Genomic DNA, 19701 nt, shown 5'->3' with positions numbered 1-19701 from the left:
GATGCAAGGAATACCCGCGCCAGCGGCCCCCCTTTGGCGCGTCCTTGCCAACTATGGAGCCGAGAACCATGAAAGTCCGTCAGGCCATCCAGGACGTGACCGACCGTATTGCCGCGCGTAGCCGCGATACCCGCAGCGACTATCTCAACCGCCTCGATGCGGCCAGGGATCAGGGCGTTCATCGCGCGGCCCTCTCCTGCGGCAATCTCGCCCACGCTTTCGCGGCATGCTCCCCCAGTGAAAAGGCGGCCCTGGCCGGCAACAAGACGCTGAACCTGGGCATCGTCACCTCGTATAACGACATGCTGAGTGCCCATCAGCCCTACCAATTCTATCCCGATATCATCAAGGAAGCCGCCCGCGAAATCGGTGCGACGGCCCAGGTGGCCGGTGGCGTGCCCGCCATGTGCGACGGTGTCACTCAGGGCCAGCCGGGCATGGACCTGAGCCTGTTCTCCCGCGACCTGATCGCCATGGCCACCGCTGTCTCACTCAGCCACAACATGTTCGATGCTGCCGTCTATCTCGGCATCTGCGACAAGATCGTGCCCGGCCTGGTCATCGGCGCTTTGGCCTTCGGCCATCTGCCTGCCGTCTTCGTGCCCGCCGGCCCCATGCCCTCGGGCATTCCCAATGACGAAAAGTCCAAGGTTCGCCAGCTCTATGCCGAGGGCAAGGTCGGTCGCGCCGAACTGCTCGAAGCCGAGAGCAAATCCTACCATTCGCCCGGCACCTGTACCTTCTACGGCACCGCCAATTCCAATCAGATGCTCATGGAGATCATGGGCCTGCACCTGCCGGGCGCCAGCTTCGTCAATCCCGGTACGCCGCTGCGCGATGCTCTGACCCGCGAAGCCGCCAAGCGTGCGCTGTCGCTGTCCAAGGAAGGCAACAATTACACGCCCATCGGCCACATCATGGACGAAAAGGCTTTCGTCAACGGGCTGGTTGGCCTGCATGCCACCGGCGGTTCGACCAACCACACCATGCATCTGATTGCCATGGCCGCCGCCGCCGGTATCCAGATCACCTGGGACGATATGAGCGATCTGTCGGACGCGACACCTCTGCTCGCGCGCGTCTATCCCAATGGCGTTGCCGATGTGAACCATTTCCACGCGGCAGGTGGCATGGGTTATCTGATCAAGGAACTGCTCGAAAGCGGCCACCTGCACGAAGATGTCAGGACTGTCTGGGGTTCGGGCCTGTCCAATTACACCGTCGAAGCAAAGCTGGTCGAAGATCAGCTCACCTTTGAGCCCTCGCCGGAGCAGAGCGCGCTGCCCAAGGTCCTGACCAGCGCCAAGGAGCCCTTCGCAGCAACGGGTGGCCTCAAGCTGCTCAGCGGCAATCTTGGTCGCTCCGTCATCAAGGTCTCTGCCGTCAAGGACGAGCATCGCGTCATCGAAGCGCCTGCTCGCGTCTTCCACAGCCAGGCCGGCTTGCAGGCTGCCTTCAAGGCGGGTGAGTTCAATAGCGACATGATCGCCGTGGTGCGCTTCTCCGGCCCCAAGGCGCTCGGAATGCCCGAATTGCACAATCTCACTCCGCCGCTCAGCGTGTTGCAGGGGCGTGGCTTCAAGGTTGCGCTGGTCACCGATGGCCGCATGTCCGGCGCTTCCGGCAAGGTGCCCGCAGCCATCCACATGACACCCGAGGCGGTAGACGGCGGCCCGATCAGCAAGATCCGCGACGGCGACATGATCCGTCTCGACGCCAATGAAGGCACGCTGACCTTCCTTGGCGACGAGAAGGAATTCTTCTCCCGCACGCCGGCGACAGAAGACCTGCGCAGCCAGCATTTCGGCATGGGCCGCGAACTCTTCGCCGGTTTCCGCAGCCTCGTTGGCGTCGCCGACAAGGGCGCCAGCGTCTTCGGCTAAAGAACGCGCCATTGCACCTCTTCCCTTCTCCCCTAGTGGGGGAGGGGGCTCGCGTTCAACGCACACGAATGGGGTGGTCCGCCGCTGTCACTCCACTGGGGGTTCAACACCCACATAATGCGCCCGCGGCCGGATCAGTGCACCGGTTTCCACCTGCTCCAAGGCATGGGCCAGCCAGCCGACACTGCGGGCGAGGGCAAAGATTGTCAGTGGAGCATCGTCGGGCAGGCCGAATGCGGCGGTGAGGCCGGTCAGTGCAAAATCGATATTCGGCTTTTCGCCGCTCAGTCGCTCGCCAGCCTCTGCCAAGGCAGCAAGATGGGGTGGCATGACGAAAGACGCCATTAGGGCGGGTGCGCGCACGTCACCGTCCAGATAGAGGCGATGGCCGAAACAGGGCAGCGGCTGTCCGCGTCGCAAATGGGCATTGACCGCCGCCTCTGGCCCCAGGCGGCGCGCTTCCTCGACCAGTCCGGCCATGCTCTGGCTCGCAGTCCCGTGCAGAGGGCCCGATAGTGCGGCGAGGCCCGCGAGCACGGCCGCCGAGAGCGGCGCTCCGGTGGAGGCGGTGACGCGCGCAGCGAAGGTGGATGCGTTGAGTTCGTGCTCGGCCAGCAGCACGAGCGCCCGGCGAATCGGATCTGCTGCGTCGGGTCGCCCCCATTGCCGCGCCAGCCGTTCATGCACAGGGTCCGTGCCCGGTGCCGCGAGCGCGCCGGCAAGGAAAGACACTGTGCGTGCTGCGTCGCGTAGAAGCAGCGTAAGGCTGCGGCCATTCGCCGGCAGATCGGTGGCAGCCAGTTCGGCCACGGCCCGATAGGCTGCAGCCATGCCCGGCTGCAGCGCGCGTGCCCGACCGGCAAAGTCCACCTCTGCGCTTGCATTCCATAACAGCCGCGCCACGCCCCCGAGGGTGGCCGTTTCCGCAAGACGTGCCGCGTCCTGCCCGCGATAGAGCAGCCGTCCGTTGCGCACCGTTGAAATTGCCGTGGTCAGTACAGGCTCGCCCCAGGCAATCGCCTCGGCAGCGACCGCTTTTGCGGGTGGGCGCCCCTTGTGCCGGCTTGCCAGCCGCTCGACATCGTCGCGTCGATAGAGACTGCGCCTGGGATCACTGGGGTCGGGACGTGCCGCAATGCGGCCGCGGCTGACATTGGCGTAGAGCGTTTGCGGCTTTGTGCCCAAAAGAGCCAAGGCCTGTTCAGCACTGATCCAGCTCATCGCATCCTACATTGATCGTTTTCATCAAGATTGACGTCAATCTTGATAAATCCAATCTAGGGCTAAACAACACGGAGTTGCAACATGTCTGGCCTCGATGATGTCATTGCCGCCGAAACCGTCCTGTCCGAGGTCGATGGCGCCAATGGACGCCTGGTAATCTGCGGACAAAGCCTCGACGCTCTCGCGGGCAAAACCAGCTATGAAGGGGTTCTGTCATTGCTGCTGGCGGAGACCGTCGACCTCGATGCTGCAGGGGTGCGCGTGGCGCTGGCCACAGCCCGCCTACGGGCATTTGAAGAAGTTGCTCACCTCGATCCTGCTCTGCTTTCGCTCAGCATCACAGAAGCGCTGCGGGCGCTGATGGCGCGGCTTCCGGATGGCGAGGATGCGGAAACAGCACTTTTGCTGATTGCAGCCCCGGCCGTCTTTGTGCCGGCCGTGGTGCGACGCAAGGCCGGTCTCGGGGCTCTCGCACCCGATGTGAATGCCGGCCACGCCACCGACATGTTGACCATGTTGCATGGCCAGGTGCCCTATGTCGAAGCGGCGGCTGCGCTGGACACCTATCTGGTCACCGTCTCCGACCATGGTCTCAATGCCTCGACCTTTGCCGCCCGGGTGGTTGCCTCGACGCGGGCCGGCTATGGCTCCGCCGTGCTGGCGGCGTTGGGCGCATTGAAGGGCCCGCTGCATGGCGGCGCGCCTGGGCCGGTGCTCGACATGCTCGATGCAGTGGTTAGGCCAGAGCACGCCGCAGACTGGATTGCCGGAGAATTGGCGCGCGGCGAGCGGCTTATGGGGTTTGGCCACCGCATTTATCGGGTGCGCGATCCACGTGCTGATGCGTTGAAATCGGCCCTGGCCCGCCTTGGCGCGGGCGGAGGAATGGACATCACACGCCTGGCCCTGGCCGAAGCGGTGGAAACAGAAGCGCTGAAGCAATTGCATGCCGCAAAGCCGGGCAGGGTCCTTGAGACCAATGTGGAATTCTTCACCGCCCTGCTGCTCGAGGCTCTGGGCTTTCCGCGTGAGGCATTTACCGGTGTCTTCGCGGCCGGGCGGGTTGGCGGCTGGGTCGCCCACGCCCATGAGCAGATCGCCACCGGCCGGTTGATCCGGCCGCAATCGCGCTATATCGGCCCGAAGGCGGCCTGAAAGCCATTCCGACACCCGGCCGCCGCTCTCGGATTCACTCTTGAGCGTTGCGGCCGGCTGCTTCCGAATCGCGCAGCCATCGCCGCACCGCTTCCGTATCCGCATCGGTCAGATCATGACCGCCCAGCACGGTGACCACCTCCACATCGGCGCCGGCCGCTGCGAGCGCCTGCGCCAGCGCCTCGCCCTGCGTCCTGAAGGCATCGAACTGCCCGAGCACGATGAGAACCTTCGTATCGGAGAGATCAGACGCGGGCACGTCGCCCAGTGTCATGATAGGCCGTAGTAGCACCGCGCGTTGCACTAGGCCCGAGCGCAGCAACAGGGCTGCACCGAGCAGGTTGGCGCCGTTGGAATAGCCCAGCGCCACCAGACCACCCCTGCTGACGCCATAAGCGATCTCTATCTCGCCGAAAAAGGCCTCCAGCGCGCCGGATTCGAAGCGGATATCGTCCTGGTCGAAGATTGTGGGGCCAAAACTGCGGAACCAGCGCTGTACGCCGTCTTCGGTGCTGCGGCCACGAATGCCGAGCAGCGTGGCGTGAGGCGATGCACGATGGGCCAGCGGCATCAAATCCATCTCGCTGCCGCCGCTGCCATGCAGCAGCGCAATTGTCGTGCCGTCGGGTTCGGGGGGCACGTGGAAGCGGTGAGTGTAGATCAGGTCGCGATAGACCACGCGCTCTTCGCCCGGCAGGCCGAATTGCGGCAGCATCAGCTTGACCCCATCGGGATCGGCAGTATCTGGCGGCACAAAGAGTGCACTGCCCAAACTCTCGAGCGTCTCGTCCTGCAAAAAGCCGGGCCCATCGCTGGCCATTTCGATCAGCACATTGCCGGGCTCACGCACATAGAGCGAAGTAAAATAGTTGCGGTCGTGCAGGTTGGTGAGGCTGGAATTGCGCTTGCGCAGTTCGGCCTCGACCGCTTCGACCTCAGCCGCATCATGGGCGCGCACCGCCACATGGTCCACCGCGCCAGCGCCAGGCGCGCCCGGGAAGAACCCGGCTGCGTCTCGAATATCGAGCACGTCGCCGACATCGGAAACCAGACGTTGAATGGACCCCTCGGTGGCGGCAGCGCGAAATCCGAAATAGCGGGTGAGGAAAGCGGTAGTTTCCTCCTGGACTTCCGAAAGCAGCGTCACCCCGCGAATGCGACGGATGGCATGCTCGGCAGGAATGTCATTCTGCGGCATGTCGAGCGCCGGCAGATCGGCACTGACCAGCTTAATGAGCACACCATCGGGATCGCGCAGCTTGAGCACGGTCTCGCCGAATTCCTGCGCGGTACCTTCGCTCTTGACCCCCAGACGCAGCACGCGTTCGATCCAGAAGCCGATGGACCCCGGCTCTATTGCCAGCGCCACTTCGCTGACCTGCCCGGCGCCGACCTGCCCTTTCGAGCCGCCTTGCCACACAAGGAAGGTGAGGAGCGAACCCGGATTGGCGGCGTAATCGCCGTAAAACAGGTGCAACTGCGTTGCGTCCTCATAGCCGCCGGTGCGCTTGACCAGGCGCAGTCCGAGAAAGCCGACATAGAAATCGACATTGGGCTGCACGTCTTTGGTAATCAGCGTGACGTGGTGAATGCCTGATGTCATCTGCTTCTCCCGAACAGGCGCTCGATATCGGCCTTTTTGAGTTCGACATAGGTGGGCCGGCCATGGATGCATTGTCCGGAATGGGGGGTGGCTTCCATGTCGCGGAGCAGCGCATTCATCTCGTCGACACGCAAGCGTCGGCCCGAACGGACCGAGCCGTGGCAGGCCATGCGACCGATAATCGCTTCCATGCGATCGCTCAGCGCGGCGGTACTGTCCCATTCGGCGAGGCCATCCGCCAGGTCGCGCACCAGACCAGCTATGTCGCTCTGGCCCAACAGGGCAGGGGTTTCGCGCACGGCGACGGCGCGTGGGCCGAAGCGGTCGAGATAGAGCCCGAATTTTTCCAGCTCTTCCGCGGCCTCTTCGAGCCTTGCGCAGTCTTCCTCGGGCAATTCCACCACGACCGGGATGAGTTGCGCCTGGCTGGCGACGGGGCCGGATGCAAGCTGCGCCTTGAAACGCTCATAGACCAGTCGTTCATGAGCCGCGTGTTGGTCGACCAGCAAGAGGCCCGATCCGTTTTGAGCAATGATGTAGTTGTCGAACATCTGCGCCCGTGCCGTACCCAACGGGAAGTCCTCGACGACTGCCGGGGCTGCAATTTCCTCGACACGCGCGCTGGGGGCGGTTAAGCCCGCCAACTGGCTAGGACTGCGGTCGAAATTGAGCGGCGCCCGGTCGCGAGACCAGCCATAGCTCGGTGTCTGATAGGACGCTGACGGCGGCGGCAAAGGCGCTGGTGCTGCGGGTTCGTCCATTTCCGGAGCATTGAAGGCGCCCAGAATATCCTCGGCCACGCTGGTCGATGCTTTGAAGCCGGCGGCAGCCAGCGCCATGCCAATGGCCCGGATCACCGCGCTACGCACCGCCCCCTGGTCGCGGAACCGCAGCTCCGCCTTGGCCGGGTGCACATTGACATCGACCTCAGCCGGGTCGATGGCGATGTAAAGCGCCACCACCGGAAACCGATCGCGGAAGGTGTAATCGGCAAAGGCGGCCCGCACCGCGCCCACCAGCACCTTGTCGCGCACCGAGCGGCCATTGACGAAGTAGAACTGGCTGAGCGAATTGGCCCGCGTATAGGTCGGCAGTCCCGCCATGCCGGCAACCACGACGCCGTGGCGCGCATTGGCCAGGGGCACGGCGTTATCAACGAAATCGGCCCCCATCACCTGGCCCAGCCGGGCAGCCAGCGCGCCCTCGCCACTGACGGCGGGCCAGTTCGACATGGTCCTGTCCGTGCCTTCCAGAATGAAGTGGATTTCGGGATTGGCCATGGCTAGGCGCTTGACCACATCGGTGATGGCTCCGGTTTCCGCCCGCGCCGATTTGAGAAACTTCCGCCGAGCCGGCACCTGCGCAAATAGGTCCTTGACCTCGATCACCGTGCCGCGGTTCATCGCCTGCGGCATCGGTCCCGTGCGCCGGCCATTATCGACCACGATGATCAGGCCGCTTTCAGCATCGAGCGGGCGCGAGGCCACGGACAGGCGGGCCACCGAGCCGATCGATGCCAGGGCCTCGCCGCGAAATCCCAAAGAACGGATATCGTCGAGATCGTCCGAAGCGAGCTTGGAGGTGGCGTGCCGCTCGACCGAGAGCAACAGATCGTCCCGCGCCATGCCATGGCCGTCATCGGTAATGCGGATCAGGTCCATGCCGCCATTTGCGGTGGCGATGACAATGCGGCGGGCGCCGGCATCGATGGAATTCTCCACCAATTCCTTGACCACGCTGGCCGGCCGCTCGACGACTTCGCCGGCGGCAATGCGATTGATGAGGTCTTCAGGCAGCTGGCGGATGGGCAAGGGCGATTCTCCTTGGCCTCAATATAGGCAAGGCGCCGGCCTATTCCGACCCGCTTCCTGCCCTTGTTCCCGATTGGCGGAAGATGAGCGCGATTGCCCTCTATCCCTCACTCGCGCTACATCGGCGCCATGACCGAGCCCTTCGCCCCGATGGAACTTGCCTTGCGCCTCGCCGAGGAAGCGGCGGCGCTCGGCGAGGCGCCGGTGGGAGCTGTGGTGGTGGAAGGCTCGCGCATCCTGGCTGCGGAGCGCAATCGCATGCAGGCGCTGGGCGACCCGACGGCACATGCCGAAATGCTCGCCATCCGGGCGGCGCTCAAGGCGCGCGGCACGGGCCGGCTGGATGGCTGCGATCTCTATGTGACGCTCGAACCCTGTGCCATGTGCGCCGGCGCAATCGCCCATGCGCGCCTCAGGCGGGTCTATTTTGCCGCCGAAGATATCAAGGCAGGCGCGGTCGAAAATGGTGTGCGGCTGTTCGAACAACCATCCTGCCACCATCGGCCGGAGGTCATCGGCGGGCTGTCTGCCGCGCGAGCCGAGGTCATGCTGGTAGAGTTCTTCAGAAAGCTGCGAAGCTAGCCGCTGCGACCCTATGCCAGCTCGCAGGCCTTGGCCACATAGGCGCCCACCTGCTCGACATTGATCGCGGCTGGATCGGTAAAGCGCAGGTGCCGGCGATAAGTGCCGTTGCCGAGCAGAATGCCGTCATGGAATTCGGCGCCGCGACTGAATTCCAGCGTCACATGAGCGGAGTGGCTGAAAATCCCGCAGAACGGCCGGCCATGGGTGTAATGCAGCCCGCCATATTTCACCGTCTCGCTGGCATTGGGCGCATAGGCAAACACCACGGCGCGCAGCGCCAGCATGATGGCGTGATTGGTGGGTTTCTTCTCCCCGATGGTATCGAGAAGCGTTTCACCTTCGGCGGAGAGAGGCGGGAGATTGGTCATGGTTCGCATATAGCGGCGCGTCGCCGTTGCGGCAATCTAAAGCTCGGTCACGGGCTCCAGCCGGCCCTGGATATAGTCTTCGATCTTGTGCGCCAAAATGCGTTTGAAGCGGTCCTTTTCCGCTTCGGCATGAGTGATGATCTCGCGCACCTTCCAGAACTCCATGGCACCGAAATTGGCGACATGGGGCCGGATATAGATATCGGGCGGATAGGCGGCCATCATATGGGCAGTCAGAGAATGCATCATGATCTGGGCCGAGCCGAACCAGATGTCGAGTGCCTTGTGATCGGTCTTGTTGAGACCTGCAGAGGGGTCGCCCGCCACGTCTATGCCGATGAGAAAATCGGTATCGATATCGGCTTGGTCCAGCGGCAACGGATTGACCACCCCACCATCGACGAGAATGTGGTTGTTGTGAACGACCGGACGGAAAAAGCTCGGTATTGCGATGGACCCGGCAATCGCCGGCCGCAACAGGCCGGAATTGAACACCACCTGATGCCAGGACTGAAAATCGGTCGCCACCACATAGAGCGGAATTTGCAGCTGTCGAAATTCGAGCGGAAAATTTGGCGGTGTGAAGGCGTCGACGATACTGGCCGCGTCCAGCTGCATGGAGATGCCGTTCTTGAGCAGGCCGCCAATGCCGCGGATTTGCGTGGCCCAGAGTTTGGCCGCGATGATGCGCAGCGTACCCAAGACCTCGAAGGAGTGTTCGCGCAATTCCTTGCCCGTCATACCTGCGGCCCAACCGGCGCCGATCAAGGCGCCGATCGAGGTGCCCGAAATGACCGAAGGTTTGAGACCAAGCTCGTCCATCGCCTCGATATAGGGAATATGCGTCAGCCCGCGAGCCGAGCCGCCACCCAAAGCCACGCCAATGCGGGGTCCACTTATCGTCGTCATGCTCGCACGCTCCGCACTCCCCATGCGCAGCCTGTCCGCCAGCGCCTTGCCCCGACGCTGCAGTGGCGTCAGGGGGCGTTGCGGCGGGGCCGCAGAAAAGACGGGTCTAGGGGAGAGTAGCGCAGCAAGATTGAGAAAAGGTTCAGTCTTGCTCGCGGGCGATTTCGCGCCAGCCGATGTCCCTGCGGGCAAAGCCTTCTGGCCAGTCAATCTTGTCCACGCCGTGGTAAGCACGTTCTTGTGCCTCTTTGACCGATGCCCCGAGCGCCGTCACATTGAGGACGCGCCCACCATTGGCCAGTAAACGTTCCCCATCGCGCTTCGTTCCGGCGTGGAATATGGTCAGCGTGTCGCTATCGAGACCATCGACGCCACCGATTTCGCTGCCCTTGCCATAGTTGCCGGGATAGCCCCTGGTGGCGAGGATGACGGTCAGCGCATAGGCGTCCTTCCACTCGACCGAATGGCCTGCAAGCGTGCCGGTGGCGACGGCATGCAAGAGTGGCACGATATCGCTTTGCATGCGCATCATCATCACCTGCGTTTCCGGATCGCCGAAGCGCGCATTGTATTCAACGAGCTTGGGACCATCCTCGGTGAGCATCAGGCCGGCATAGAGCACGCCGGCATAGGGCGTGCCGCGCTGGGCCATGCCGCGAACGGTCGGTAGCACGATTTCATCCATGCTGCGCCGATACACCTCTTCGCTCATCACCGGGGCGGGCGAATAGGCGCCCATTCCACCGGTATTGGGACCGGTATCTCCGTCGAAGGCGCGCTTGTGGTCCTGTGCTGTGGTGAGCGGCAGCACCGCCGTGCCATCGGTGAGCACGAAGAGACTGACCTCCTCGCCCTCCATGAATTCCTCGATCACCACGGCCGCGCCTGAAGCGCCGAAGGCGCCCGAGAAACAGTCGATGATCGCTTCCTCGGCCTCTTCAACGCTCATGGCCACGGTCACGCCCTTGCCGGCAGCCAGGCCATCGGCCTTGATGACGATGGGGGCGCCCTGGACGTAGAGATAGGCCAGTGCCGAGGCTTCATCTTCAAACCGGCCATAGGCGGCGGTGGGAATGCCGAATTGGTCGCAGAGCGCCTTGGTGAAGCTCTTCGAGCCTTCCAGCTGGCCGGCGGCCTTGGAGGGACAGAAGCAGGTGAACCCGGCAGCACGCACATCGTCGCCCAATCCGGCCACCACCTGGGCATCGGGACCAACGACGACGAAGTCGATTTCATGCGCACGGGCGGCGGCGATGACGGCTGCGTGGTCGGTTATGTCGACGGCGACATTGGTGGCGATGGCCTCTGTTCCGCCATTTCCGGGGGCAACGAACAGCGCGGTAACAAGCGGTGATTGCGCGATCTTCCAGGCCAGCGCGTGTTCCCGACCACCCGAACCGATCACCATTACCCGCATGTCATGCCTCCATCGCCGATTTGCGCGTGATGCACGAGGCGATTGCGAAGGGCAAGCTGAAACGCCTCACTTTTGGCTTCTTTCTTGGCGACCCACGGGTGAAAGTCACTTGGAGAAGCCTAGAGATGGACTGGACCCTGTTCGGCCTTGTGCCGATGCTGTTCGGGGGCGCCCCGGCGGATTCCCCGCGCGCTCTGCTCGATTCCATCTACCAGCCGCTGCAGAACGGCCAGGAGATCAATCTCGAACAACACTACTCCGCTCACCTTCAGGATCTCGTCGCCTATAATCTTTCCGCCAATGTGGTCGATGCGAAAGGTGCGCGGATCGATCCGCAAGCGCCGGAAATCGTCGCCTTCAATCCCTTCCTGAACGGAGCGGAAGGGCATGTCGACGGCCTCGCTGTGAGCGAGCCGGTAGTGCAGGGCGATAGTGCGGTGGCGCTGGTGAGCTTCGAGTCCAAGGGTGAGCCGACGATCCTCACCATTTCCATGCGCTATGAGGGCGAGTGGAAAATAAACGATGTTGCCTCGGTGGGCAGCGGCGAGAGTTGGCTCTACTCCTGGCTGCTGCAGTTCGATCCCTTCAACCAGCAGTAGCTGGTTATGGGCCGGAGACCGTGAAACGCTCTAGATCTCCGCTTCCGTGAACAGCGGCAGAACCGAGCCGTTCCACTCGCCGCGGAACTTTTCCAGCCAGCGTTCGGCGGGAGACTTGCCTGTGCGGATAGTCTCCTCGAGCGGAGCGAGATGGATGGTCTCGTCCTGGCCGGCCGTATTGAGCCGGTTGCGGCGGACGAGGCCCGCCTCGGCGATCCCCACCGCCTGCGCGGCGATGTCGAAGAGGCTCGAACGATCGAAGGGTGTCGACAGGCCAAGCCGCGGCACTTCTCGGCGCAGATAGTCGCGATCTTCCTCGCTCCAGCCCTTCACCAGTTCCCAGGCCGATTCCAGAGAGACCTCGTCATAAAGCAGGCCCGTCCAGAAAGCTGAAAGCGCTACCACATGGCCGCTATTGCCCATATCGGCCCCGCGCATTTCCAGGAACTGCTTGAGCCGCACTTCCGGGAACAGGGTGGAGAGGTGATCCTCCCAATCCTTGATTGTCGGCTTTTCGCCCGGCAGCTGCGGCAACTCACCCTTGAGGAAGGCACGGAAGCTCTCGCCAGCAACATTGATATATTTCTTGTCGCGGATGACGAAATACATCGGCACATCGAGCGCATGGTCGGCATAGTGCTCGAAGCCGAAGCCATCTTCGAAGGCGAAGGGCAGCATGCCGGTGCGCGCATCGTCGGTGTTGAGCCAGATATGGCTGCGGAAACTCAGATAGCCGGTGTCGCGGCCTTCCGAGAACGGCGAATTCGCAAAAAGCGCCGTGGCCACCGGCTGTAGTGCCAGCGACACGCGCAGCTTCTTGACCATGTCGGCTTCGCTGGAAAAGTCGAGATTGGTCTGCACCGTTGCCGAACGGTACATCATCGATGTGCCGAGGGTGCCCACTTCGCCCATATATTTGGTCATGATGCCGTAGCGCGACTTTGGCATGGCCGGGATATCGGACACGGCCCATAGCGGGGTGACGCCCAGACCGAGGAAATGAATGTCGAGTGGCGCCGCAACGGCCTTGGACACGCGCATATGCTCGGCCATTTCGTCGGCCGTGCCATGCAGATCGGCCATGGGGGCACCGGACAGCTCGAACTGACCGCCTGGTTCAAGGGAAATGCCGCCGGCGCTGGCATCATTACGCAGCCCGATCGGGTTCTCCCCATCATAGAAGGGTTCCCAGCCGGTCTCTCGCGCCACGCCATCAAGCAGGGCGCGCACCCCTTGGGGACCTTCATAGGTCACCGGGCGCAGCGGATCGGTGTGGAAGACGTGCTTTTCGTGCTCGGTGCCGATGCGCCACCGCTCGGCCGGCTTGCAGCCGCGCTCCATCGCCTCGATCAGGTCGGCGCGCGATTCGATGAGAGGCGAGGATGTGTCGGCGCCGGCCATGTGGACCTCATGCTATGCAAGCAGATAGATGGGCGGCGAACATAACGAGCGCAAGCCGGAAAGCAATCGCGTTTTATCGCCAATCGCCGATGGTCGCCTGAATAATCGCCATTGCCGCCACGGCGGCAGTATCGGCGCGCAGGATACGCGGTCCGAGGCTGATCGGCAAAACAAACGGCAGTCTGCGTAGCCGTTCGCGTTCGCTGTCAGAAAATCCGCCTTCGGGGCCGATCAACAGGCCTATCCTGCGGCCAACCAGGTTTTGCAGGGCGCCCAGGGGCGACGACGACGCTTCACCCTCGTCGGCAAATACCAGCACTCGGTCGCCATGCATTTGCGGCCATTGGCTCAACAGCGCATCGAGACCGATTTCCGGCGCGATCTCCGGCACGCTCAGCACTTCACATTGCTCCGCCGCTTCCATGGCATTGGCGGCGAGCTTTTCGGGTTTGAGTCGATGCACCTGGGTAAACTGGGTGGTCACAGGCTGGATAATCCCCGCGCCCATCTCCACCGCCTTCTGGATCACATAATCCAGCCGCTCGGTCTTGAGCGGCGAAAACCCGTACCAGAGATCAGAGGGCCGAGTCTGCGGCGCGATCTGCTCGTCGACTTCCAGAACGACCGATTTCTTAGAATCGCCGGTGAGCCGGCAAAGCCAGGCGCCGTCGCGGCCGTTGAACAGCACCACGCTGTCGCCGACGCCCTTGCGCAGGACCGCGGCCAGGTAAAGCGACTGTTCCTTGCCCAGCGTCAGGGCGGCGCCGGCAGCAAGGTCGGTATCGACGAACAGGCGCGGCAGCGCAGAATGAGAACGGGGCATGGCAATTCCTCGACGTGTGGCCCTCTGCCACGACCTGACCCTAGGGCTGGTTTGGATGAGGTCTACTTTGTCTTTTGACTTTAGAGTAGACCTCATGGCGAGCTTGTCGAACCACGAGGTCGTGGCACCATGTCCGATACCCAATCCGCCCGCGTCGCCGATGCCAAACAGAACAACTGGCTGGATCGTTACGCGCCCGAATGGTTGAAGCCCTATGGGCGATTGGCGCGCTGGGACCGACCGATCCCGGTGGGCCTGTTGTTCTGGCCCTGCGCCTGGGGCATTGGGCTGGCGGCGGTGGCTTATCCCGAATATGGCTTTGGCTGGTGGGCGGCCATTTTGATGGTCGTGGGCGCGCTGTTGATGCGTGGCGCCGGCTGCACCTTTAACGACATCGTCGATCGCGACATCGACGCCAAGGTGGCGCGCACCCGCTCGCGACCGATTCCTTCCGGGCAGGTGACGGCACTTGAAGCCACTTACTTTCTCGTGGCCCAGGCGCTTCTCGGTTCGGTGATCCTGTTCCAGTTCAATCGCTTCACCGTTTGGGCCGGCGTCGCCTCCCTGGTGCTGATCGCCATCTATCCGTTCATGAAGCGGGTGACCTGGTGGCCGCAGCTTTTCCTGGGCCTGGCCTTTTCCTATGGCGCCATCCTGGGCTGGACCAGCCAGACCGGCGGGCTCGGCTGGCCTCCGGTGCTGCTTTATGCCGGCGCCATTCTCTGGGTCATTGGCTATGACACCATCTATGCGCTGCAGGATGTGGAGGACGACGCATTGGTGGGGGTCAAATCCACCGCGCGCCTGTTCGGCGACAATGTGCGTCCGGTGGTCGCCGGCTTTTACGCCGGGGCGTTCGTCCTGTGGAACATCGCGTCATTGATGGTCGGCGGCAGCTGGATTTTCGCGGTATTTTCACTCGTGGCCGCCGGTGTGCTGGCCTGGCAACTTCTGACCCTCGATGCCACCGAGCCGGGCAACGCCAAGCTGCGCTTCGACAGCAATCACTATGTCGGCGTGGTGCTGACCCTGGCGCTGATGGCCGATTGGGTCTGGTAAAAACGCCGAAAGGGTCAACCGCACCACTGGTTGACCCTTTTCGTCGGACTTTGGAGTTTGGCGGGCGGTCAGTTCACGTCGGTCTGGCCCGGCTTGCGACGGTTGAGAAAGCGGGGGCGGCGGGCGGCTTCTGCCGCGAGCCGGCGGCGGGGAGCCGGATCGGACACCATCAGGCCATCGACCTGCTGGCTATAGGGCATGTAGGCACCATCGCCGGCCTTGATGAACAGCGGCAGGCGCAGTTTCTTGCCCCAGTTCTGCCATTCGGCCACGACGTTGTGGTTCCCTTCTTCCTCGAACACCTTGTAGTTGAGCTCGGCATCGGAGTGGACCAGTTCGATTGAGCTGGTCAGCATGCCTTCTTCGGAAATGCGGGTGGCCACGGCCACGCCGATGAACTCGGTGACCGGAACCTTGATCTTGATGGCCACACCGCTCTGTTCGAGCTGCTTGCGCACAGTGACCGTCTTGACCGGATCGCGCGGACCATTGTCGTTGGCCGCCACGAACCGGCGATCCGCCAGGGCGGGACGGCCGAAGGCGACAATCACCGAAGACCCTTCCATCGCAACGCCATGAACCATTTTAGATGCCTTCCTGTAACTTCGAGAGCTGGTTATTCCGCTCCGTTTGTGAGGCCAATCTAGCGCGAGGGATTACCCGCCACCTTAATCGGTTCGGTTAAGTTTATCTTGTTTTCCGAGAGGGTTAGCGGGATGTTGCACCTAGTTATGACCGATTAACCTCACGCAGTTGCCCCGTGTTTACCCTAAGGATTTGTGTGCGCGTTGGTCCCGTTCTCGCCATGCGCCTGAGAACGCGGAAGAAATCGGCACCGGCAGGTGAAATGACTCTCTCACTTGCCACAATGGCGCGATCCGGAGACCCAGGCCGCTCTCATCTGCCCATGCACTTCATCACCGCTACTGAGCCACCAAAGCGCCTGCCGTTTCGGTGTCGGTAAACGGCGTCAGCAGAATTGGGCCTGGGCAACTTGGCCTTCGCGCGCGATAGCGTACGGTGCCGGAATGGAGCCGGCGTCAGGCGCCGTCACTCAAGATGTAAACACCCTTCTGTGCGCGCCTCTTGCGGGATGGGGGTGTGGAGCATAAAAGCCCGCCATGCCGGCTTCCGCCCCACCTTATGATGATGATCTCGAATTGCTCCGCGCCAGCGCCGTAGTGGCGGGGATCATTGCCAGCGGCTTTTTCCGCAAGGACGTGAAGTCCTGGACCAAGGACAACGCTTCCCCTGTCAGCGAAGCCGATATCGTCGTCGATCGTTTTCTGGCCAGCAGCCTGCTCAATGCTCGCCCCACCTATGGCTGGTTGAGCGAAGAGACTGTCGACAATCCCAGCCGCCTCGATTGTGACCGTGTATTTGTCGTCGATCCCATCGATGGCACTCGGGCCTTCCTGCGCGGCGAGGATTGCTGGACCGTCTCGCTCGCCGTGGTGGAGCATGGCGTCCCGGTTGCGGGCGTGGTCTATGCCCCGGTGCGCGACGAACTTTATGAGGCCTATCTCGGTGGTGGGGCTCGCCTCAACGGCAAGCCGCTGCAGCGTATCCGCCGGGCCGGCGCCGCGCCGCTGATTCCGGCGCCGGGCGCTGTGCACCAGGAAATGCAGGCCGCCGGTCTCCACTATACTCGTGGCCCCTCCTATCCGTCGCTGGCCTACAGGCTGGTGCAGGTCGCGACCGGCACGCTCGATGCCGCCGTGGCGCGGCGCGGCAGCCAGGATTGGGACATCGCCGGTGCCGCGGTGATATTGCGCGAATCCGGTCTCGACTTCGCCGACGTGTGCAGCGGGTTCCCACAATTCAACAGACGAGATGTGCGCCATGGGGCGCTTGCGGCTTTGGGCGACATGAGCCTAAAACCGCTGGTCCATTCGGCGCTGATCAAGGTCTATGGCTGTCCGGCCGAAACCGAACAGGCGACCGAAACTCCTTATCCCTGAACGCGAGAATGACCCATGGCTGACACGACCGAAAAACAATTGCTGCATCTGGTCATCGGTGGCGAATTGTCGAGCCTGGAAGGCGTTACATTTGCCGACCTTGAAAAGGTCGACATAGTCGGCGTCTATCCCAATTATGCCAGTGCCTACGCAGTCTGGAAGCAGAAGGCGCAGATGACCGTCGACAGCGCCCAGACCCGCTACTTCATCGTGCATCTGCATCGCCTGCTCGATCCGGAAACCAGTAAGTCCTGAGCGTGAGCCAGACTCAAGGGCGCCCCAGCCAAGATTTGCTCGCCATCATTGCGGCCGTGACCTTGGTTGCCGGCCTGGGCTTCATGGGCACATCCCCCTTTATCGCCGACTATGTGGTGATGGCGGGTGGGCTCATTGGCCTTGCCTGGGCGGTGCGCATTCGCTCCGACATATTGGTGCATCGCTCGGCGCTGATGGTCTATGCCGCGCTTGCGCTCTTGGCTCTGACCCTGCCATTCGTCTACCGCAGCGAGATGGACCTCTTGCCGCTTCTGGCCTGCGCGCCGCTTCTGCTTGCACCGGGCCTCGCTGCGCTCATGCTGCGCAATGGTGCCTGGCTCAAGCCGCACGCCGTACCATTGCTTTGCCTGTTCGGCGCGGTCTCGGCGGGCCTATTGGGCCTGTGGGAGGTAATGAACACCGGCACGGAACGCGTGGGCGTGGGCAATAACCCCATCCATTATGCCGGGATCACCACCATTATCGGCTTCCTGGCCCTTACCGGCCTGGTGTCCAATCGCGATCCCTGGCGCTGGATTTACCTTCTCGGTCCGGCTTTCGCATTGGTCGGTGTCGTGCTGTCCGCCTCGCGCGGGCCGCTGCTCGCCTGGGCTGCGCTGGCGGCTCTGGCCTTCGTGGTCGTTGTCGTGACGCTGCGGCAGAAGCGTGTGGCGCTGGCGGGACTTGCCATTGTTGCCATCGGCGCAGCCATCTTCATGGTCACCGCGGGTGATAGCCTGGTGATGACGCGCATCACTGGTGGCCTGCAGGCCATCGGCGCAGCCGGGACCGCGGGCGGCGATGCGGTTCCGACATTGCTTGGTGCCGTAAGCGGGCAGGATGCGACACGCGCCGCCATGTACGACACCGGAATTGCCGCTTTCCAGTCTTCACCGCTCTTCGGCATCGGCTTTGGCCAGATGATGCCGTTGGCGCGAGACCTCTATCCGAAATTCGGCGAGTTGCAGACGCTCGAAAACCTGCACAGCGATCTCGCCGACTTCGCCGCGCTCGGCGGTGCCATGGGGCTGGCCGCCTTCGCCCTGATGCTGTTCTCGCCGTTGGCGGCACTGCGAACTGCGCGTCAAAAACCGGCGCTTCTGCTGGGTGCGCTGGTGCTGGTGGTGGGTTATGGCGTGCTCGGGCTGACCAACGCCATGTTCGGCGTCTTGCCCCAGACCGTGCTGTTCGGCACCGGCCTGGCCTATCTCATCACTCTCGATCGAGCACCAACGGTCTGACATATAGCGCAAAGGCTTGCGCTGAAGGCCCTACCTCTTCAACGCGGCCAGCACATGCTCCATGGCGCCCGGCCCACCAATGTTCTGGCGCCCGATAGCTCCGAGGCGCTGACGCTCTTCGGGCGATGCAATGAGCTTGGACAATGCACCAGCCACGGCGTTGGGATCGCCTGGCACGGCTATGCGCGCCTCCCCGAACAGGCGCTGTTCGTCGAGAAAGCGCGATTGCCGGTCCTTGGCACTGGTCATGTGAATAACGGGCTTGCCCAGGCCCAGGGCCTGTACCGTCGCGGTACCAGCCTGCGAAAGCACGATGTCCGACTCGGCCAGCGCATTGCCCATCGCCCGCCCGCGCAACAAATGCACCACCAGCGCGCCATCGGTCAGGCTACCAAGATCGTCGCCCTCGGTGCTGAGGAGATTGCTGCGCTGCATGTCGGCTGCACCCGCCAGGTCCTCGACCGAGAGGTCACCGGCGACAGCAAGGAAAATGTCGGGCACCGACCCCGTGTCGAGCTTGCGCAATGCCTTGATTTGGCGCGCAAAGTTATCCGCCGTCTCCCCGCGGCTGCCCGGGAGCAGCGTGATGGCCAGCGGGTGCCGGCGCCGGCTTTGGGCGTCATAGTCGCCTAACGGGATTGTATCCATCATCAGATTGCCAGCTGCCTTGGCGTCGATGCCGTCTTCGCGCAGCATGGCGGCGAGATTGTCGGCCCGGCAAAATGCAGTGGCGCAAGTGCGCTTGAGAATGAAGCGTTCGGCGGACGAATAAAGGCGGGCTGCCCCTGTCTTGTAGCAGTCGATATAGAAGAGGTTCTTGTAGCCGCTGAGCCAGGCCAGGGCCGGCACGGTAACATCGCCCACCACCACGACCTTATCGTAGCTGTCGCGCACGGAGCGCAGGAATTTCAGCGCCGGCGGCAGCATGGCGAGGCCGCCTTTGGCGACATCGCGCCGCAACGAGCCCTTTGCCGTGCGGGCTCCACCGGAATCGACACGACCGCGCGGGCCGACAATCGGGCAGATGCCGGCATAGGCCGTGCCGCTGCCCACCACGGGATAGGCTTCAACGCAGATATCCGGCATCAACCGGGCAACGATGGCAGCGGCGATCCAGTCTTCACCATGGCCGTTGGAAATGAAGAGGAAGCGCTGACGCGTCGCTGCCTCGTTCATGGTCAGTTGCCCCGACCGAAGCGTTCGAAGGCGGTGTGGGCGGCGACGGCATCGGCATAGGCCTCCTGCCGGTCGACACTCCAATAGAACAGCTCGTCCAGCGGGATCGGCTTGCCGGTTATGGCGCAGCGCACGAAGGTGCCGGGCTTGAGCACGACATAATCGCCATCGAGGTACCGCAAGCTGGCTTCGGCGGGCGAAAAGCCCTTATCGAATATGTTCATCCCAGGC

General features: G+C 63.0%; 19 protein-coding genes. 8 read left to right on the top strand and 11 right to left on the bottom strand.

Translation table 11 applies throughout. The features are described from left to right. The first annotated feature begins 68 nt into the window (after nt 1-68). A complete protein-coding gene (gene edd, locus DEVEQU_RS06155) occupies nt 69-1883 on the top strand; it encodes a phosphogluconate dehydratase (protein ID WP_126149701.1) in 1815 nt (604 codons plus the stop codon). An 87-nt stretch (nt 1884-1970) separates the two neighbouring features. On the opposite strand, the gene DEVEQU_RS06150 is transcribed toward edd, so the two are convergent. Then, nucleotides 1971-3104 (bottom strand): citrate synthase, encoded by a 1134-nt coding sequence (locus DEVEQU_RS06150; RefSeq protein ID WP_126149700.1) that lies wholly within the window; start codon nt 3102-3104, stop codon nt 1971-1973. A gap of 84 nt (nt 3105-3188) precedes the next feature. Between DEVEQU_RS06150 and DEVEQU_RS06145 the strand changes: the two genes are divergently transcribed. Further along, nucleotides 3189-4262, top strand: coding sequence for a citrate synthase/methylcitrate synthase (locus tag DEVEQU_RS06145; protein ID WP_126149699.1), 1074 nt, complete (start codon nt 3189-3191; stop codon nt 4260-4262). Nucleotides 4263-4296: 34 nt separating this feature from the next. On the opposite strand, the gene DEVEQU_RS06140 is transcribed toward DEVEQU_RS06145, so the two are convergent. Beyond that, nucleotides 4297-5865: a VOC family protein gene (locus tag DEVEQU_RS06140; RefSeq protein WP_126149698.1), complete on the bottom strand. Its 1569-nt coding sequence runs from the start codon at nt 5863-5865 to the stop codon at nt 4297-4299. Next, nucleotides 5862-7676: a DNA mismatch repair endonuclease MutL gene (mutL, locus tag DEVEQU_RS06135; protein WP_126149697.1), complete on the bottom strand. Its 1815-nt coding sequence runs from the start codon at nt 7674-7676 to the stop codon at nt 5862-5864. The genes DEVEQU_RS06140 and mutL overlap by 4 nt, the downstream gene beginning before the upstream one ends. A gap of 129 nt (nt 7677-7805) precedes the next feature. Here mutL and DEVEQU_RS06130 point away from each other — a divergent pair, with 129 nt between their 5' ends. Continuing rightward, nucleotides 7806-8258 (top strand): nucleoside deaminase, encoded by a 453-nt coding sequence (locus tag DEVEQU_RS06130; RefSeq protein WP_126149720.1) that lies wholly within the window; start codon nt 7806-7808, stop codon nt 8256-8258. A gap of 11 nt (nt 8259-8269) precedes the next feature. On the opposite strand, the gene DEVEQU_RS06125 is transcribed toward DEVEQU_RS06130, so the two are convergent. From DEVEQU_RS06125 to purD, 3 genes are all read right to left on the bottom strand, one after another. Further along, the gene (locus tag DEVEQU_RS06125; RefSeq protein WP_164550280.1) at nt 8270-8629 is read right to left on the bottom strand and encodes a DUF1801 domain-containing protein; all 360 of its coding nucleotides are present in this window, start codon (nt 8627-8629) and stop codon (nt 8270-8272) included. 36 nt (nt 8630-8665) lie between these two features. Continuing rightward, nucleotides 8666-9538 (bottom strand): patatin-like phospholipase family protein, encoded by an 873-nt coding sequence (locus DEVEQU_RS06120; RefSeq protein ID WP_164550279.1) that lies wholly within the window; start codon nt 9536-9538, stop codon nt 8666-8668. 142 nt (nt 9539-9680) lie between these two features. Further along, nucleotides 9681-10955 (bottom strand): phosphoribosylamine--glycine ligase, encoded by a 1275-nt coding sequence (gene purD, locus DEVEQU_RS06115; protein ID WP_126149694.1) that lies wholly within the window; start codon nt 10953-10955, stop codon nt 9681-9683. Nucleotides 10956-11080: 125 nt separating this feature from the next. Here purD and DEVEQU_RS06110 point away from each other — a divergent pair, with 125 nt between their 5' ends. Further along, a complete protein-coding gene (locus tag DEVEQU_RS06110) occupies nt 11081-11554 on the top strand; it encodes a hypothetical protein (protein ID WP_126149693.1) in 474 nt (157 codons plus the stop codon). A gap of 30 nt (nt 11555-11584) precedes the next feature. On the opposite strand, the gene DEVEQU_RS06105 is transcribed toward DEVEQU_RS06110, so the two are convergent. Both DEVEQU_RS06105 and DEVEQU_RS06100 read right to left on the bottom strand, forming a co-directional pair. Further along, the gene (locus DEVEQU_RS06105) at nt 11585-12955 is read right to left on the bottom strand and encodes a glutamate--cysteine ligase (protein ID WP_126149692.1); all 1371 of its coding nucleotides are present in this window, start codon (nt 12953-12955) and stop codon (nt 11585-11587) included. 73 nt (nt 12956-13028) lie between these two features. Further along, complete coding sequence (locus DEVEQU_RS06100) at nt 13029-13778, bottom strand: 16S rRNA (uracil(1498)-N(3))-methyltransferase (RefSeq protein WP_223214115.1); 750 nt, start codon at nt 13776-13778, stop codon at nt 13029-13031. 129 nt (nt 13779-13907) lie between these two features. On the opposite strand from DEVEQU_RS06100, the gene ubiA reads away from it, so the two are divergent. After that, nucleotides 13908-14837, top strand: a complete 930-nt coding sequence (gene ubiA, locus DEVEQU_RS06095) for a 4-hydroxybenzoate octaprenyltransferase (protein ID WP_126149691.1) — start codon at nt 13908-13910, stop codon at nt 14835-14837. A gap of 68 nt (nt 14838-14905) precedes the next feature. On the opposite strand, the gene DEVEQU_RS06090 is transcribed toward ubiA, so the two are convergent. Further along, complete coding sequence (locus DEVEQU_RS06090) at nt 14906-15421, bottom strand: DUF6101 family protein (RefSeq protein ID WP_126149690.1); 516 nt, start codon at nt 15419-15421, stop codon at nt 14906-14908. Nucleotides 15422-15958: 537 nt separating this feature from the next. On the opposite strand from DEVEQU_RS06090, the gene DEVEQU_RS06085 reads away from it, so the two are divergent. The 3 genes from DEVEQU_RS06085 to DEVEQU_RS06075 are packed head-to-tail and all read left to right on the top strand — an operon-like array spanning nt 15959 to nt 18294. Continuing rightward, on the top strand, nt 15959-16798 hold the full coding sequence (locus DEVEQU_RS06085; RefSeq protein ID WP_126149689.1) for a 3'(2'),5'-bisphosphate nucleotidase CysQ: 840 nt from the start codon (nt 15959-15961) through the stop codon (nt 16796-16798). A gap of 15 nt (nt 16799-16813) precedes the next feature. Further along, nucleotides 16814-17053 carry a DUF4170 domain-containing protein gene (locus DEVEQU_RS06080; RefSeq protein WP_126149688.1) on the top strand — a complete coding sequence of 80 codons (240 nt, stop codon included), beginning with the start codon at nt 16814-16816 and terminating at the stop codon, nt 17051-17053. Between the two features lie 2 nt (nt 17054-17055). Next, nucleotides 17056-18294 (top strand): O-antigen ligase family protein, encoded by a 1239-nt coding sequence (locus tag DEVEQU_RS06075; RefSeq protein ID WP_126149687.1) that lies wholly within the window; start codon nt 17056-17058, stop codon nt 18292-18294. A gap of 30 nt (nt 18295-18324) precedes the next feature. Here the strand turns inward: DEVEQU_RS06075 and DEVEQU_RS06070 are convergent, their stop codons facing one another. Continuing rightward, nucleotides 18325-19470, bottom strand: a complete 1146-nt coding sequence (locus DEVEQU_RS06070; protein ID WP_126149686.1) for a glycosyltransferase family protein — start codon at nt 19468-19470, stop codon at nt 18325-18327. A gap of 2 nt (nt 19471-19472) precedes the next feature. Beyond that, a complete protein-coding gene (locus DEVEQU_RS06065) occupies nt 19473-19694 on the bottom strand; it encodes a DUF2093 domain-containing protein (protein WP_126149685.1) in 222 nt (73 codons plus the stop codon). Nucleotides 19695-19701: the final 7 nt, after the last annotated feature.

The organism is Devosia equisanguinis (genome assembly GCF_900631955.1).
Taxonomy (GTDB): Bacteria; Pseudomonadota; Alphaproteobacteria; order Rhizobiales; family Devosiaceae; genus Devosia; species Devosia equisanguinis.
This window is presented reverse-complemented; position numbering and strand designations above follow the sequence as displayed.

What these genes read in the sequence shown, in the direction of transcription:
- ubiA (WP_126149691.1), top strand. Translation starts at nt 13,908, where the DNA reads ATGTCCGATACCCAATCCGCCCGCGTCGCCGATGCCAAACAGAACAAC.
- DEVEQU_RS06125 (WP_164550280.1), bottom strand. Translation starts at nt 8,629, where the DNA reads ATGACCAATCTCCCGCCTCTCTCCGCCGAAGGTGAAACGCTTCTCGAT.
- DEVEQU_RS06070 (WP_126149686.1), bottom strand. Translation starts at nt 19,470, where the DNA reads ATGAACGAGGCAGCGACGCGTCAGCGCTTCCTCTTCATTTCCAACGGC.
- DEVEQU_RS06080 (WP_126149688.1), top strand. Translation starts at nt 16,814, where the DNA reads ATGGCTGACACGACCGAAAAACAATTGCTGCATCTGGTCATCGGTGGC.
- DEVEQU_RS06090 (WP_126149690.1), bottom strand. Translation starts at nt 15,421, where the DNA reads ATGGTTCATGGCGTTGCGATGGAAGGGTCTTCGGTGATTGTCGCCTTC.
- DEVEQU_RS06120 (WP_164550279.1), bottom strand. Translation starts at nt 9,538, where the DNA reads ATGACGACGATAAGTGGACCCCGCATTGGCGTGGCTTTGGGTGGCGGC.
- DEVEQU_RS06065 (WP_126149685.1), bottom strand. Translation starts at nt 19,694, where the DNA reads ATGAACATATTCGATAAGGGCTTTTCGCCCGCCGAAGCCAGCTTGCGG.
- DEVEQU_RS06130 (WP_126149720.1), top strand. Translation starts at nt 7,806, where the DNA reads ATGACCGAGCCCTTCGCCCCGATGGAACTTGCCTTGCGCCTCGCCGAG.
- edd (WP_126149701.1), top strand. Translation starts at nt 69, where the DNA reads ATGAAAGTCCGTCAGGCCATCCAGGACGTGACCGACCGTATTGCCGCG.
- DEVEQU_RS06085 (WP_126149689.1), top strand. Translation starts at nt 15,959, where the DNA reads ATGCCGGCTTCCGCCCCACCTTATGATGATGATCTCGAATTGCTCCGC.
- DEVEQU_RS06105 (WP_126149692.1), bottom strand. Translation starts at nt 12,955, where the DNA reads ATGGCCGGCGCCGACACATCCTCGCCTCTCATCGAATCGCGCGCCGAC.
- DEVEQU_RS06145 (WP_126149699.1), top strand. Translation starts at nt 3,189, where the DNA reads ATGTCTGGCCTCGATGATGTCATTGCCGCCGAAACCGTCCTGTCCGAG.
- DEVEQU_RS06150 (WP_126149700.1), bottom strand. Translation starts at nt 3,104, where the DNA reads ATGAGCTGGATCAGTGCTGAACAGGCCTTGGCTCTTTTGGGCACAAAG.
- DEVEQU_RS06100 (WP_223214115.1), bottom strand. Translation starts at nt 13,778, where the DNA reads ATGCCCCGTTCTCATTCTGCGCTGCCGCGCCTGTTCGTCGATACCGAC.
- DEVEQU_RS06110 (WP_126149693.1), top strand. Translation starts at nt 11,081, where the DNA reads ATGGACTGGACCCTGTTCGGCCTTGTGCCGATGCTGTTCGGGGGCGCC.
- purD (WP_126149694.1), bottom strand. Translation starts at nt 10,955, where the DNA reads ATGCGGGTAATGGTGATCGGTTCGGGTGGTCGGGAACACGCGCTGGCC.
- DEVEQU_RS06140 (WP_126149698.1), bottom strand. Translation starts at nt 5,865, where the DNA reads ATGACATCAGGCATTCACCACGTCACGCTGATTACCAAAGACGTGCAG.